The sequence below is a fragment of the Cellulosimicrobium sp. EB106-03-01-XG111 genome, assembly GCF_058792115.1.
Genome location: NZ_JBYTEQ010000024.1, coordinates 61,548 through 76,150, shown reverse-complemented (window position 1 = coordinate 76,150; position 14,603 = coordinate 61,548). Strand labels below are relative to the sequence as shown.

General features: G+C 71.4%; 15 protein-coding genes. 10 read left to right on the top strand and 5 right to left on the bottom strand.

What is annotated here, in order from left to right; all coding sequences use genetic code 11:
- Window positions 1-76: 76 nt before the first annotated feature.
- The 4 genes from AC3WT4_RS17520 to AC3WT4_RS17505 form a co-directional block, all read right to left on the bottom strand.
- A complete protein-coding gene (locus AC3WT4_RS17520; protein WP_492316077.1) occupies window positions 77-1,486 on the bottom strand; it encodes an ATPase in 1,410 nt (469 codons plus the stop codon).
- A gap of 18 nt (window positions 1,487-1,504) precedes the next feature.
- A complete protein-coding gene (locus AC3WT4_RS17515) occupies window positions 1,505-2,566 on the bottom strand; it encodes a M23 family metallopeptidase (RefSeq protein WP_492316076.1) in 1,062 nt (353 codons plus the stop codon).
- Window positions 2,567-2,568: 2 nt separating this feature from the next.
- Window positions 2,569-3,024, bottom strand: a complete 456-nt coding sequence (locus AC3WT4_RS17510) for a hypothetical protein (RefSeq protein ID WP_492316075.1) — start codon at window positions 3,022-3,024, stop codon at window positions 2,569-2,571.
- A 109-nt stretch (window positions 3,025-3,133) separates the two neighbouring features.
- Window positions 3,134-3,394, bottom strand: coding sequence for a helix-turn-helix domain-containing protein (locus AC3WT4_RS17505; protein WP_264032390.1), 261 nt, complete (start codon window positions 3,392-3,394; stop codon window positions 3,134-3,136).
- A gap of 146 nt (window positions 3,395-3,540) precedes the next feature.
- Between AC3WT4_RS17505 and AC3WT4_RS17500 the strand changes: the two genes are divergently transcribed.
- The 10 genes from AC3WT4_RS17500 to AC3WT4_RS17455 are packed head-to-tail and all read left to right on the top strand — an operon-like array spanning window position 3,541 to window position 13,457.
- Entirely contained in the window at window positions 3,541-4,176 is a 636-nt protein-coding gene (locus AC3WT4_RS17500; RefSeq protein ID WP_492316074.1) for a DUF6668 family protein, read from the top strand.
- Complete coding sequence (locus AC3WT4_RS17495; protein WP_194226715.1) at window positions 4,173-4,478, top strand: hypothetical protein; 306 nt, start codon at window positions 4,173-4,175, stop codon at window positions 4,476-4,478. The genes AC3WT4_RS17500 and AC3WT4_RS17495 overlap by 4 nt, the downstream gene beginning before the upstream one ends.
- Window positions 4,479-4,491: 13 nt before the next feature.
- Window positions 4,492-5,238 (top strand): DUF8175 domain-containg protein, encoded by a 747-nt coding sequence (locus AC3WT4_RS17490; RefSeq protein ID WP_492316073.1) that lies wholly within the window; start codon window positions 4,492-4,494, stop codon window positions 5,236-5,238.
- Between the two features lie 12 nt (window positions 5,239-5,250).
- Window positions 5,251-6,885 (top strand): TrbL/VirB6 family protein, encoded by a 1,635-nt coding sequence (locus AC3WT4_RS17485; RefSeq protein WP_492316072.1) that lies wholly within the window; start codon window positions 5,251-5,253, stop codon window positions 6,883-6,885.
- Entirely contained in the window at window positions 6,872-8,380 is a 1,509-nt protein-coding gene (locus AC3WT4_RS17480; protein ID WP_492316071.1) for an SCO6880 family protein, read from the top strand. Before AC3WT4_RS17485 ends, AC3WT4_RS17480 begins: the two co-directional genes overlap by 14 nt.
- Complete coding sequence (locus tag AC3WT4_RS17475; protein ID WP_492316070.1) at window positions 8,377-9,903, top strand: putative type IV secretion/conjugal transfer ATPase; 1,527 nt, start codon at window positions 8,377-8,379, stop codon at window positions 9,901-9,903. The genes AC3WT4_RS17480 and AC3WT4_RS17475 overlap by 4 nt, the downstream gene beginning before the upstream one ends.
- Window positions 9,903-11,735, top strand: coding sequence for a type IV secretory system conjugative DNA transfer family protein (locus tag AC3WT4_RS17470; protein WP_492316069.1), 1,833 nt, complete (start codon window positions 9,903-9,905; stop codon window positions 11,733-11,735). The genes AC3WT4_RS17475 and AC3WT4_RS17470 overlap by 1 nt, the downstream gene beginning before the upstream one ends.
- Window positions 11,732-12,574, top strand: a complete 843-nt coding sequence (locus AC3WT4_RS17465; protein ID WP_492316068.1) for a DUF4913 domain-containing protein — start codon at window positions 11,732-11,734, stop codon at window positions 12,572-12,574. The genes AC3WT4_RS17470 and AC3WT4_RS17465 overlap by 4 nt, the downstream gene beginning before the upstream one ends.
- Complete coding sequence (locus tag AC3WT4_RS17460; RefSeq protein WP_492316067.1) at window positions 12,571-13,140, top strand: hypothetical protein; 570 nt, start codon at window positions 12,571-12,573, stop codon at window positions 13,138-13,140. Before AC3WT4_RS17465 ends, AC3WT4_RS17460 begins: the two co-directional genes overlap by 4 nt.
- Complete coding sequence (locus AC3WT4_RS17455; RefSeq protein WP_492316066.1) at window positions 13,137-13,457, top strand: hypothetical protein; 321 nt, start codon at window positions 13,137-13,139, stop codon at window positions 13,455-13,457. Before AC3WT4_RS17460 ends, AC3WT4_RS17455 begins: the two co-directional genes overlap by 4 nt.
- Before the next feature lie 76 nt (window positions 13,458-13,533).
- Here the strand turns inward: AC3WT4_RS17455 and AC3WT4_RS17450 are convergent, their stop codons facing one another.
- Window positions 13,534-14,601: a hypothetical protein gene (locus AC3WT4_RS17450; RefSeq protein WP_492316065.1), complete on the bottom strand. Its 1,068-nt coding sequence runs from the start codon at window positions 14,599-14,601 to the stop codon at window positions 13,534-13,536.
- Window positions 14,602-14,603: the final 2 nt, after the last annotated feature.

Below are 14,603 nucleotides of genomic sequence, written 5' to 3'. Positions count from 1 at the left end.
GGGTTGGTCCTTAGACGGGCGGAAGCGAACCCGTTGGGGGGGGCCCGCTCCGGCGAGGCGTATCGGTCGTGCCGGGTCACAGACCGCGCGCGACGGCGGCCGCGGCGGCGAGCCATGCGCGCTGCGTCTCGGTCCGCAGCGACCCGTAGCGCAGCGTGCCCTCGACCATCGCCGGGTCATAGGGGATCGCGACCGCCTCGCGGGCGAGCGGGCGGAACGCGGCGGCGACCTGCTCGGCTTCGGCCAGGCTGCCGTCCTTCTTGGCCTGGTTGACCACGACGACGGCGTTGCGCGCGAGTGCAGCGCTTCGCTCGTCCCGGTCGGCCAGGGCCTCGAGGAGCAGGGCGCCGGCTTCGGCGATGTCACCGCGGGTCGTCGTCGCGACGACGAGCTGGTCTGCGTTCTCCACCATGCGCAGCCAGAGGGAGTCGGACTCGTCGTTGCCGGAGTCCATGAAGATGAGCCGGTAGTACTTGCGCAGGACGGCGTGGATCGCGTCGAACTGGGCGACGCCCAGGCGCTGCTCGTCCGCCAGGATCATCGGCTGGGAGCGCAGCACGTCGTACTTGTCCTGCGTCTGGTGGTGCACGAAGTGGGCGAGGTCCGCGGACTGGGCCGCGGTGCCGAGCAGCCGGTCGACCTCGGGCAAGAGCTCGAGGAAGGTCGCGTCGTGCGGACCCTGCTCGGTGCGCCACCCGAGGGTGCCGCGGGTCTGGTTGTTGTCGTGCGTCACGACGCCGGCGCCGCCGTAGCGGGCGAACACGGCGGCCAGGAACGCGGTGGTCGGCGTCTTGGAGGCGCCGCCCTTGCCGTTGACGATGGCGGTCGTGCGAGGCCCGGGCCAGTGCTGGGAGACGAGACGGACGCACTCGCGCATCGCTCGCTCTGCCTCGCTGGGAGCCATGCGGAAGCCGACGCGGGACAAGACGCCGCGCAGACCTTCGGTCGCGGGCTCCTCCGTCTGCTCGACCGTCAGGAACGACTCCCGACGCTCTCGGCGAGTCTGCGGTGCGGCGGCCGCCGCGGCGGCCTGGTCCTCGGCGGAGCGGACCCAGCCGCGCGGCGCCGGGGCGGGGGCAGGCGTGTCGTCAGGCGCCGCGGTTGCCTGGACGACAGGCTCTGCGTCGACGACCTCCGCCGCGGCGGGGGGAGCGGGCGTCGGTGCCGGCACCGGAGCCGCCTCCGCGACCGGCTCGGCCGAGCGGGGGCGCGGACGGGCGTCGGCGGCGGAGTCTGCCGTCACGGTGCCGTCACCGTGGATGATCAGGGGCCACTCGCCGTCGGGGCCGCGCGTGATTGCGCGCAGGGGACGGCCGAGCTGGGTGGCCTTGCTCGCGACGAGCGAGACGACCTGTACCCGTGCCTCGTCGACGCTCGAGGCGGCGATGGGGTGCAGGGTGCCGCCGATGGAGACCTCTGCGGTGCCGTCGTGGTTCAGCGTGGCCTCGACGCGGGGCCAGGTCGCTGCTTCCGTGGTGGTGCTCATGGTGTGTTCCTCCTTGCGTTAGCCGAGCTGGATGCCCATGTCGTTCATGAACGGCACCGGGTCGGTTGGGGACCCGTCGACGATGACTGAGAAGTGCAGGTGGCAGCCGGTGGACTGCCCGGAGGATCCGACGCGGCCGATCTGGTCGCCGGCCTTCACCTGGTCGCCTTCGCGTACGAGGATCCCGGAGGCGTACTCGTGCAGGTAGGAGGTCTGGACTCCGCCGCCGTGGTCGACGGTGATGGTGCCGTTGCCGTTGCGGTCGAACCCGGTAAACGTCACGACGCCGTCCTGTGCGGCCCAGATAGGTCCGTCACACCCGCCGCCGTTGAGGTCGACCCCGCTGTGCAGGCGCCAGACCTTGTCGATGGGGTGCAGGCGCATCCCGTAGACGCTGACGATCGGGCCAGCCGCGGGCACGGCCCAGCCGGTCGCGCTGACCTCGCCCGGGACGGTGGTGCCGCCGGAGCAGACCTGTCCGCCGGTGCCGGCGTTGAGGCCGGTGTCGACGCCGGAGAGCCCTTCGACGACGGCGACCGCGCCGTCCCAGTACTTCGTGTAGTGGAAGGGGTCCGCGTTGCGCTGGGTGCGGTGCGCGACGATCGTCGGCTCCAGCGACTCGCGGTCGGGAACGTTCCCGATCATCGCCTTGAAGAAGTTGGTGGCGCTGATGTACGGGTCCATGCGGTCCTCGTACGAGCCCCAGGCTCCGTTCGCGCGCTGCTGGAACAGCCCGCGACTGTCGGGCCCCACGGCGTCGCCGTAGTCGATCACCCGCAGGCTGGACTCGCCCATCGCGGTCATGACGCCGATGGTCTGGTCTCGAACCCCAAGGTCGAGGGCCTTGCCGGCGGCGATGATGTGCGCGGCGTTGACGAGCTGCTCGTGGTCGTAACCGGCGATCTCCGTCTCCGGGACGCTCCCGGGGTCGAGCGTGATGCTCGTCCCCGAACCGGTCGCGGGGTTGCACGCGGCGGAGGCATCCGCCCCTCCCACGAGCAGGATGCTGAACACGGTGCTCAGCGCGAGCACGGGCACCGCCCCCGCCGCGACGATGGCCCCCGACTTCCCCCCTGCCACGGTCAGCTCGCCTCCTCGGGCGGGGTGAACCGGCTCGCGAGCCACGGTGACGCGCTGTCCGCGCGCGTGAGGACGACCTGGTAGGTGCCGGCGTCGGTGGCTACGTCGACGACGGCGACGAAGCCGCTCGTCTCCTCGACCTGGGGCGCAGGGTCCGGCAGGACCTTCGTGGCGGGCACGTTGGCGGGGTCGACGTACGCGTAGTCGGACCGGGCCTGCTGGGTGAGCAGTGGCTCGAGCTGGGACCACCAGGTTTCGTAGTCGCGGCCGCCCGCGCCGGCGAAGGCGGTCATCGCCTCCGCGGCACGAGCGGCGGCGTCCGCGCGCTGAGCGTCGTCCCACGTGGGGGAGGGCTGCGGATCGATGGTCTCACCGGAGTCCTCGTCGATCGCGCCCTCAGGCGCAGGCGGGTACTTGTCGAGGTCGATCGGTGGCGGCGTCGTCGGTGACGTCGACACCGTGGGTGTGGGTGCGGAAGCGGGAGTGTTCTCACCCTCCGAGCTGCAGCCCGTGAGGGCGAGAACGCTCGCTGCGGCGATGCCTGCCCCTATCGCCAGTCGCTTCATCTCACTCGTCCCCCTTGCCTGGGCCGGACCGCGCAGGCCCGGCGTTCGCTCCCTTGCGCAGCGTCTCCTTGAGCTCGTCGCGAAGGATGAACCAGGTCGTGCCCACCTTGTAGCCGGGGAGGACCCCGTCTCTGAGCCAGTGGTAGACACCCTGCTTGGTCATCCCGAGGAGTTCTGCGACCTCACCTGCGGAGAGGGTCGGACCGCGCCCCTCGAAGAGCGCGTCGAGCCCGTCGGTCATCGAGGCCACCCCGCTTCGCATTGAACCATAGTACACGCTGTATAACGCTGTCGCCCTGTGGATAACGTAGTCACTCGGCATCACCCTCTGTTGCTGATTTCACTCTATCCGACTACACTTGCCGTAGAGAACACTACGCACACCGTTGACGATGTGAGGGGGCCGTCGTGACTGATGGCAGCAGCAATCCGTGGCTCACGCGGCCCGCGGAGCCGCAGCCGGTCGCGCCGCGTTCGGAGGTGACCGAACCGGCGGTGCCGGTGGCGACCGGCCCCACCGCGCCGCAGCGCGGCGTCCCAGCACCCGGCGCCTCGGACCAGCTCCCGATCCAGCCCCAGTCGCGAGACGCGGATCTGTGGTGGCTCGGGGTGCACGGCGGGGCGGGGGAGACGTCGCTCGCCGCGCTGGTTCCCGACTGGCTCGCGGCGGAGCACGCCTGGCCGCAGACGCTCGGTGGTTCTCGCGTCGTCCTGACTGCGCGGTCGAACCTGCGCGGGCTGCGCGCGGCACAGGCCGCGGCCACGCAGTGGGCAGCCGGGTTGGTCCCGCACGTCGAGGTCGTGGGCCTGGTGATCGTCGCTGACGCACCCGGCCGGCTTCCGCGCCCGCTGCGTGAGTTCTCACAGATCGTCGGCGGTGGGGTCCCGCGCACGTGGACCCTGCCGTGGATCGAGGCATGGCGCTTGGGGGAGCCGCCGGCACTCTCAGACGCCCCGCGCGAGGTCCGTCGACTCGTCGACGACCTCCGCGCTGCCGTCCGACCTGGTGCCGCCGGCACCGCCAACCGAAAGGAACCCCGATGAGCACCCTGCACAGCGTCCTCACGGCGGCGAGCGACCTCGCCGCCGTGATCCCGGCGCAGCTTCCCGACCCCGCACCGACGCAGCCTCCGGGCACCGACGCGGTCACCACCATCCTCGGTTGGGCCAAGTGGGTGGGCCTCGTGGTGTGCATCCTCGGCCTCATCGCCGCTGGCACGCTCATGGCGGTCCAGTCGCGTCGCGGCGAGGGCGGGGAGCACGTCGGCAAGATCGGCATGGCCCTCGGTGGCGTCATCGTCATCTCGGCCGCCGTCGCGCTCGTCGGCTTCATCTCCGGGGCCTGAGCGGAGTTCCGACATGGCTACCGACGACAACGAGCAGAACCCGTTCACCCGGCCTGGCTTCATCGCGGCCGCGGTGGTCGTCGCCATCGTCGTGGTGCTCGGCATCGTCATCGCGATCGTGAACGCCACGCGCTCGGACGATCCCGACCTCACCGAACCGTCGCCCACGTCGCCCACGACGAGCGCCGCCCCGACGTCCGAGCCTTCGGACGTCGCGGGCGGTGCCAGCGTGTGCGGCCTCGAGGGGGAGGAGCTGGCCGGCACATTGTCGACCGCCCCTGCCGCGGACTGGGCGTACCAGGGAACCACCGCGTACCCGACGTCGCCCGAGTTTGGGCCGGGGGAGACCTCGGCCGACGGGGTGCGGTTCTGCTTCCAGCACTCGCCCACCGGGGCGCTGTTCATGGCCGCGAACGCACTGGTGCAGGGCTCCGACCCTGCCGTGAGCCAGGCGTGGATCGAGTACGGCCTGGCTGACGGCCCGTACCGCGAGGAGCTCATCGGCCAGGTGGGTGACACCTCAGGTTCTCAGGGCACCCGCATGAGCCTGGCCGGCTTCCGAATGCTCGCCTACGACGGCGACACCGCCCGCGTCGACCTCGCCGTCCGGGCGTCGTCCGAAGGGCAGAACCTGACCCTCTCGGGGGTCTACGAGCTGGTCTGGCAGGACGGTGACTGGAAGATCAGCGCCGACGTCGCCCAGCCGCTCAACACCGCGACGGTTCCGGACCTCGCGGGCTACATCACCTGGGGGGAGTGACAGACGGTGGCGGTGTGCGGACCTCTTGACTTCGGCTGCAAGGCGGGAGAGCTGGCGAAAAACGCGATCACTGACGCGATCGACAACATGGCCAACGCGGTCCTCGAGGCGTTCGGCAAGGTGGTGGCCTCGCTCGGCACCATCTGGGTTCACATCGGCACTCCGAACCTCACCGGATCGGGCGGCCAGTCTGCGATCAGTGCCGGAAGCTCGGCACCGAGCGCGGGGAACATCACGACCGTCTTGGGCTACGTGACGTGGATCAGCCTCGTCGTCGCGATCATCTCGCTCATGATCCTGGGCGCGCTCATCGCGACACGCATGCGCGCCGGCGAAGGGATCGCCGCCGTCGGAAAGGTCGGCCTGGTCCTGGGCGCTGTGGTGCTCATCTCCGGCGCCAGCGCGCTCGTCACCGGACTGCTGCCCGCGGGGCCAAGCAACGCGGGCGGGGCGGTGCTCTTCCTGCAGTCGAGCCTCTGGTGGTACATGGGTGCCGCGGCGATCGTCTCGGTGATCATCGGGGGCGCGCGGATGGCGTGGGAGCAGCGTGCAGAGCCCGGGAAGGAGACGGTCAAGAGCCTGCTGACGCTCGTCGTGGTCGCCGGTGCCGGCGTCACGATCGTGGGGCTTCTTGTGGCAGCCGCCGACTCATTCTCGGTCTGGGTTCTGAACGGTTCGCTCCAGTGCGACGTTACGGCCGCCGGGTCGGCGTGCTTCGGAGAGAACATGCTCACCTTGCTCGCTCTGACGACACATCCCGCGGCGGGAGGCCTTGGGTCCCTGCTCATCATCATTCTCGGGATCATCGCGATCCTCGCGGCGGCGTTCCAGATCGTCCTCATGGTCGCCCGCGGCGGAATGCTCGTGGTCCTGACCGGGATCTTGCCGCTGTCGGCGTCGTTCACGAGTACGGAGATGGGTAAGACCTGGTTCCGCAAGTGCATCGCGTGGCTGGTGGCGTTCATCCTCTACAAGCCCGCCGCGGCGATCATCTACGCGGCCGCGTTCCAGCTCGTCGGCGCGGACGTCTTCTCTGACGACGGCTCGGGACTCCTGGCTGTCCTGACGGGTCTGATGTTGATGGTGATCGCGCTGTTCGCGATGCCAGCACTGATGCGGTTCGTGACCCCGATGGTGGGTGCAATGGCGAGCGGCGCCGGTGGCGCCGCGCTGGCGGCGGGCGCCCTCGCGGCGCTGCCGAGCGGCGCGGCCGCGATCGGGCGTCTTGCCTCCGGCGGGTCCAACTCGTCGACGACGAGCAACGCGCAGCCGGGCAACAACGGCCAGAGCGGGAGCCAGGGCCCGTCGGGTGGCGGTGGGGGAGGCAACACCGCGCCGACCCCGAGCGCGCCGCCGAACCCGCAACAGAGCGGCGCAGGCGCCAGCGCAGGAAGCGGCGCCGGAGCGGGCGCCGCTGGAGCTCGCGCCGGTGCCGGAGCGGGTGCTGGTGCAGGTGCTGGTGCCGGTGCAGGTGCCGCAGCAGGTGGTGGGGCAGCCGCGGCCGGCGCCGCCGGCGGCCCGGTAGGCATGGCGGCCGGCGCGGCTCTGGATGCCGCATCAAAGGCGGGCCAGGCCGCAGCAGGTGCAGCAAAGAGTCTTGGTGAGCAGTCGACTGGTGAAGGGGGCGGTCCTGATGGCAGCCGTTGAGGTGAACAGGGGTCCTCGGACCTACGGGAACTGGCGACGTCCGACGTCGCCCGGAATCCTCGGGCTCGGGTCCGTGGGCACGGGGATGCTCCTGGCGGGGCTCATCGCGGTGGTCATCACCGTGATGGTCGCCGGGCTGCTCGAGGCCGTGATCCTCGCCGGTGTGCTCGGGGCCGTGATGCTCGCCGTGCTGACGAAGGACGCGCACGGCAAGAACGTCATCAGCCGCGGCGGTGCTCGCGCAGCCTGGTGGTCTGCGCGCTCGCGCGGCACGCACGTCTACCGCTCAGGGCCCCTGGGCCGCGCGCTGTGGGGCACGTACCAGCTGCCGGGTCTGGCCGCCCCTACGCGACTGAGCGAGCACACCGACTCCTACGGTCGCCCGTTCGCACTGCTCTACACGCCGGCGACCGGGTCGTACTCCGTGGTGATCGGCACCGAGCCCGACGGCGCCGCGCTCGTCGACCAGGACCAGATCGACGTCTGGGTGGCCGACTGGGGCCACTGGCTGGCGAACCTCGGTGACGAGCCGGGCGTCGAGGCCGCCTCGGTCACGATCGAGACTGCCCCCGACTCCGGGTCGCGTCTACGTCGGGAGGTCGAGACGAACCTGGACGACGGAGCACCAGAGTTCGCTCGGCAGATGCTTCTCGAGGTCGTGGACCGCTACCCGGCAGGGTCCTCGACGGTGAAGGCGTACGTCGCGATCACGTTCACTGCGGCGAACCGGGTGGGTGGCAAGAAGCGCAAGCCTGAGGAGATGGGCCGCGAGCTCGCGGCTCGACTGCCCAGCCTCACCGCCGGCCTCCAGGCGACCGGCGCGGGCGCGGCGCACCCGCTGTCCGCACAGGACTTGTGCGAGGCGATCCGTGTCGCCTACGACCCGGCGGCCGCTGCGCTCATCGACGAGGCGCACGCGGCGGGTGATCCTGTCGAGCTGTCCTGGCCCGACGTCGGCCCGTCGGCTGCCGAAGCGTCCTGGGGCGGCTACCGCCATGACTCGGCGTACTCGTGCACGTGGGCGATGACGTCGGCCCCGCGCGGCAACGTCCAGTCGGGCGTCCTGGCCCGGCTGTTGGCCCCGCACCGCGAGATCGCGCGCAAGCGGGTGACGCTGCTGTACCGGCCGATCGACGCGGCGCGCGCCGCGGCAATCGTCGAGTCCGACCTGCGGGCTGCAGAGTTCCGGGTCACCTCGACCAGCAAGCCCGCTGCCCGCGAGACCCTCGCGGTACGGGCCGCGGCCGCGACGGCGCAGGAAGAGGCCAGCGGTGCTGGCCTGGTGCAGTTCGGCATGCTCGTCACCGCCACGGTGACCGACACCAGCCGCGAGGCCGACGCGAGAGCCGCGATCGACAACCTCGCCGCGACGGCACGGCTGCGCCTGCGGCCCGTGTACGGGTCGCAGGACTCCGCGTTCGCTGCGGCCCTTCCGCTGGGCCTGGTGCTCCCCAAGCACATCAAGGTCCCGGCCGAGCTGAGGGAGAAGCTGTGAGCACCCGAGCACGCGCGAAGAAGGCACCCAAGCAGCGCGACCTGCGTCCCCAGCGCCCGCCGATGCGCGGATGGCTGGGCCGCGGCCGCGGCCAGTCCAACTACGTCCAGCAGGCCGACGAATGGCGCGGCACCACCGTGCAGGTGTGCGGCATGTGGCCGTTCGCGATCGGCGCCGGCACCCCCATGGTGGGGGTGCCGTTCGGCCGACACATCCTCACCGGCGCCACGCTGTGCTGCGACCCGATCAGCTGGTACCAGCGCGCCAACCTCATCGGCAACCCCTCGGTGTTCTTCCTAGGCCGACCAGGGCTCGGCAAGACTTCCGCGGTCATGCGCATGGCCGTCGGCCTGTCCGGGCAGGGCGTCATCCCGCTAGTGCTGGGGGACACCCGCCCGGACTACGTCCGCATGGTCGAGAAGCTGGGCGGCCAGTTGATCCCGCTCGGGCGCAACCGCGGGTCGCTGAACGTCCTGGACCCGGGCGAGGCTCCCGACGCCGCGCGCCGGCTGCGCGCCGCCGGGTACCGCCAGGCCGCTGAGGAGGTCCTGGCCGATGCCCAGGGCCTGCGGCTGAACATGCTGGTCGCGCTCATCACGGTGCTGCGCAAGAGCGCCCCGACCGCGCGCGAGGAGACGATCCTCGCGCGCGGTATCGCCTGGCTCGACGAGCACCACGACGGCGTCCCGCTGATCCCGGACCTGCTGCGCGTGATCCGCTCGGCACCGCCCGAGCTGCGTGAGGCGGCGCTGGACCGCGGCACCGACCACCGCTACCAGGAAGTCACCGAGGAGCTGGAAGCCTCGCTCGTGGCGCTGAGCCCGGGCGGGAAGTTCGGTGACGTGTTCGCCAAGCCGACCACGCACCCCATGCGCCGGGACCGCGCCGTGGTCTACGACGTCTCCGCGATCCCTCAGTCCGACGGCGATCTGCGCGCGGTCGCGCTGCTCGCCTCCTGGTCCGCTGGCTTCGCGGTGGTCAACATCGCGCAGACCCTCGCCGACGTCGGGCTGGAGAACCGGCGGCACTACTTCGTGATCCTCGACGAGCTCCACCAGGCCCTCAAGGCCGGCCCGGGGCTCGTCGACCGCGTCGACTACCTCACCCGCCTCAACCGCACCGTCGGGGTCGGGCTGGCGATGATCACGCACACGCTCAAGGACCTGCGTTCCCTCCCTCTTGAGGAGGACCGGCAGAAGGCCATGGGCTTCATCGAGCGGTCCGGCCTAGTCGTGTGCGGCGGTCTGCCGCTGAGCGAGATGCCGCTCCTGACGTCCGTCGTGGCGCTCTCGCGCGGCGAGCAGGAACTGCTCGCCGGCTGGCAGGACCCGCCCGCATGGGACCCCAAGGAGGGGCGCGAGACGCCGCCCCCTGGACGCGGCAAGTTTCTCGTCAAGGTCGGTGGCCGCCCGGGCATCCCGATCGACCTGGTGCTCACCGAGTCCGAGAAGTCGCTGCACATGAGCGCGGTGCGCTGGGCCGACCGCTCGCGCACGGGCCTGCTGGACGAGGGGGCGGCGTGATGAGCGTTCCGAACAACCGACGTCGCGACCCCGGCGGCCTGTCCGGCGAGGTCGTGCTGCTGTGGGTCGGGATCGTCGTCGTCGTGCTCGGCGTCGGATCGATCTACGCCGCGATGCACCTGGGCCACAAGCTCGCCGGCACCGGAGTCGTCGTACCACGCGATCCGTTCGCCGTGACGTTTGGCCTGTTTGGGGGTGACCTCGCCTGGCCGGGCGCACCCGGTTGGTGGGTGCTGGCCGGCCTGACCCTGATCGTCATCGCGCTGGGCACGCTGGTGGGCGTCGCCCTGGCGCGCAGGAGCGCCCGCCGTACCCGCGTGGACCGTGCGGCCGCGTACATGGGTCGCGGCCGCGACGTCGAGGGACTCTCGCGCAAGCACGTGAGCCGCACCGCGCAGCGCCTCGGTGTGCATGCCGCGCCCGGTCTGCCGATCGGGGTCACGGTGTCCACGGGGCAGCGCCTGCTCAGCTCGTGGGAAGACATGCGCATGACGATCGCCGGTCCCCGCACCGGCAAGACGACGTCGATGGTCGTCCCGGAGATCCTGGACGCACCCGGGTCGGTCCTATCCACGTCGAACAAGCGCGACGTCGTCGATCAGACCCGCGGGCCGCGCGCGGCCGTCGGGCCGGTGTGGGTGTTCGACCCGCAGGGCATCGCGCGCGAGGAGCCCACCTGGTGGTGGAACCCGCTGAGCTACGTCACCGACGAGGTGCGCGCGGCCAAGCTGGCCGAGCACTTCGCGTCCGGCTCGCGCGATCCCGGCGCGCGCACGGACGCCTACTTCGACCCCGCCGGCCAGGACCTCCTGGCCGGACTCCTGCTCGCCGCGGCGCTCGACCAGCGTCCGATCACCGACGTCTACACCTGGCTCACGCGCCCCACGAACCAGGCCCCCGTCACGATCCTCACCGAGCACGGCTACACGCTGACCGCCGACCAGGTCGCAGGCGTCATCGCCGCCCCCGAGAAGCAGCGCGGCGGCGTGTACGGCACGGCGCAGCAGATGGCGTCCTGCCTCACCAACCGGCAGGTCGCGGCCTGGATCACCCTGCAGGGCCCGGCCGACACTCGGCCCCAGTTCAGCCCGGAGGAGTTCGTTCGTGCCGGGCTGCCGTCCGCGGCGGGGGAGTCGGCGCCGACGAAGCCCGGCACCCTGTACTCGCTGTCCAAGGAAGGGCGCGGCACGGCCGGCCCGCTCGTCACCGCGCTCACCGTCGCCGTCGTGGAGGCGGCCGAGGAGCTGGCCGCCCAGTCCGCGGGCGGACGCCTGGCGACCCCGCTCGTCGGCGTGCTCGACGAGGCCGCGAACGTATGCCGCTGGCGCGAGCTGCCGAACCTCTACTCGCACTACGGCTCGCGCGGGATCGTCCTGGACACCGTGCTGCAGAGCTGGTCCCAGGGCGTGGAGGTCTGGGGCGAGTCCGGCATGAAGAAGCTCTGGAGCGCGTCCAACGTCAAGGTCTACGGCGGGGGAGTGAGCGAAGCAAACTTCCTCGAGGACCTCTCGCGCATGATCGGGGACTACGACCGGCTCTCGTCGTCGACGTCGACGGGGCGCGGGCAGCGCACGGTCTCCCAGCAGCTGCACCGCGAACGCATCATGGACGTGGCCGACCTCGCGGCGCTGCCCAAGGGCCGCGCCGTCGTGTTGGCCTCCGGGGCCCGACCGACGCTCATCCGGACGGTCCCGTGGATGGCTGGCCCGCACCGTGAGGCCGTCGAGGCGTCGATCGCGGCGAACGACCCGCAGGCCAAGCGCACCCTGCGCGAAGCCCACGACGAGATGGCGACTGTCGCGGCCGCCACACCGCTCGAGGAGGCACCGTGAGCGACTGGGGCGAGGACGACTACGAGCCGACGATCGGGGCCCAGCCCGTCGACGTCGACGCGCCGGCCTTCGGTGGCCGGGCGACCATCGAGCCGCCCGAGGTCGTCGAGGCGCGCGCCACGCTCGACGGCGCGCTGGCGGCGCACGCCCGCGCGACGACCCAACTCGACGACGCACGCGACGCCCTCGCGGACGCCGAGGGCGGCCTGCGCGTCGCGGAGGCCAAGGTCACCGACTACGAGGACGACGAGACCAAGGCGACGTGGCAGCGCGTCGCGGCGGCCGAGGACGTCGAGAAGGCCCGCCGGGTCCTCGCCCGGCGGACCGCTGCGGTCAGCGCCCGGGAACGCGAGCTCGAGGACGCGGCCGCCGTGGTCCACCACGCCGACGAGGACCTCGCCGACGCCATCGACCAGGCGCGGCCCGCCGTCGAGCACGCCGGCGACGAGGACGGCACGCCGGCGCTCTACTACGGGTCGGTCGACGAGTTCGTGCGCGAGTACCTCCGCAACGTCTACCGGCGCCACATCGCCGGCCGCGGAGAGCACCGGGTCTGGGCCGCCGAGTGGTGGAAGTACGACGAAGCCGTGATCCGCCTCGAAGCGCTCTGGCGCGCCTGGGAGCACCTGCGCCAAGACCCCGCCACCGGCATGAGCGTGTGGTGGCGCGACCACGCCGACCACCACATGGCCGTCCTGCTCGACCCCCAGAACGGCCCGTTCGGCCCCGTCGACGGCGAGCACGACCGCAATCAGCCCGGAGGTCCCCTGCCCTACATGCGACCGCCGGAGGGTATGTTTCCCGACGTCCGATCGCATGCAGGGCAGGAGGCGTCGTGAGCAACGAGGACGCGAGCAAGGCGCAGATCGGGGTGGCGCTCGAGTCAGATTCGGTGGTGGTGAGTGCACCCGAGCGCGTACGGAGGGACGGACTTCGAGGGTCTCTTGTCGCAGCATGGACCGTCGCTGTGTTCGCAGGGGGCGCGGTGGTCGGCGTGCTCATTCAGCGGCACCTCGAGACAGGGATCGACTGGGCTCACCTGGGAAGCGTTGTCTCGAACTTCGGCCCTGCTGCGACCGTCACGGCGGCCATCGTCGCCCTCGTCGTTGGCTTGCTCGCCTGGGGGCAGAAACGAACCGCCGACGCCCGGGACCAGTTCTGGAAGCGCCTGCAGTGGACACTCGACAAGATCTACTCCGGCGACCCCAAGCAGGAGAAGATGGGGAACGACATGCTTGCGGCGCTCGGGATGGAGCGTCATGCTCGAAGGGCGGAGAACCACATAATCAGCGCGGCGTCACAGCCGACGCTTGAGCAGGTTCCGGACGAGGACCCGGACGAGGTGTTCTACCTCGTCGAAGGGTTCGAGGTGGTACAGACCGAGGAGGGAGGGAACCCAGGATGAACCGGAAGGTGCGCAGCGGGGACGCCGCGACGGGCAAGGTTCGCAACTCGTCAGGTTCCGGCACGGCCCGAGTCGGCAACGACTACAGCATCATCGCGACGGACAAGCTCAAGGGCGTTGGGCTCCCCGAGACGAAGGTCCCTGAGGTCCCAGAACCCGAGGTGACGATGGTGAACGGCAAAAAGGTCATCAAGGTGACTGCTTCCCAAATCTCGGCAGCTCGCGCTCGCGTCGAGGCGGATCGACGCCTCGGAAACGCAACACCGTCATGGATCGTGAGGATCTCGCGGCTGAGTTCCCGAAACCCTCTCGGCTAGCCAAACGTGAGAACGGGCCTCGCGGCGACCGCGAGGCCCGTTCTGCGTGTCCAATCGGGCAGCCCTGAGTGGATCGTCAGCGGTCGAGGCCCGTGCGCTGAGCCTGAGCCGCGCGGCTCCGAGTCTTGCGGGCCTTCGGGCTGCGGCCTGCGGTCTTGGCCGCCACGGCTTCCGTGGCTGGCCTAGCCTGGCTGGCGTCGGCGCGCATCCGGGTGTCGACGACGTCGCTCGCGATGCCCTTGGCGCGCAGCTCGCTCGCCGTGACGTCGCGGCGAGCGGCGCTGTCGTACGTGGCCCGCCCGTCCTCGCGTGCCCGGCCACCGAGCGCATCCCGCTGGACTGCTTCGGCGGCCGCACGCGCGCGCTCGTCGGGGTCCGGTTCATGCTCTGCGGCGCTACGCGCCTGGTCCGCCAGCCGGTCCTCACGGTCAGCCTGCTGCATGAGCCGTTTGGCCTCGGCGTGCTCCGCGGCCGCGCGGTGGCGCTCCTTCTCGGCGGCCGCGACGGCCACGAGCTCCGCCTGGCTCATCAGGTGCGGGAGCTTCGACGCGATCGCGAGATCGACGTCAGGGTCCTTGCCCTTCCACGTCTGCACGTCACGCAGTCCGCCGCGCCCGATCGGGCCCAGCTCGGCGTCCGCCGGCAGGCGGTCGATCATCGCCAGTGCGTCGTCCTTCGTGAGCTCGCGGACCGGCTGCGAGCCGTCGAGCTCGTCGCGGGCCTCGAACCGCGGCCCGGGTGTGCGGGCGTCGCGCTCGGCCTGCGCCCGCTCCGCGAGGCCGTCGGGGTCCAGTCCGTAGCGCGTGCGCATCTCGGTGCGCATGTGCTCCTCGGCGCGCACCGCGTCGGGGTCCTCACGGGCCCACGCCCTGGCGACCTGATACGTCTGGGCGACCTGCTCCGCGGATGCCCGGTCCCACCAGTCCGACCGGTACACGTTGCCGAGCCCGACGCGCGCGGCGCGCCGCTCGGCCTCGAACCGGGACTGCAGCTCGCGGGCCTGCTGCTCGCTGCGTGCCTGCGCGCGGCGCAGCGCCTCCTCGCGCATCCGTGCGATGCGTTCCCCGACCTGCCCGGCGGCGGTGACCAGCACGCGCAGCTGGCCCTCGAACGCCTCCTCGATGCCGTCGCTCTCCTCAGCCATGA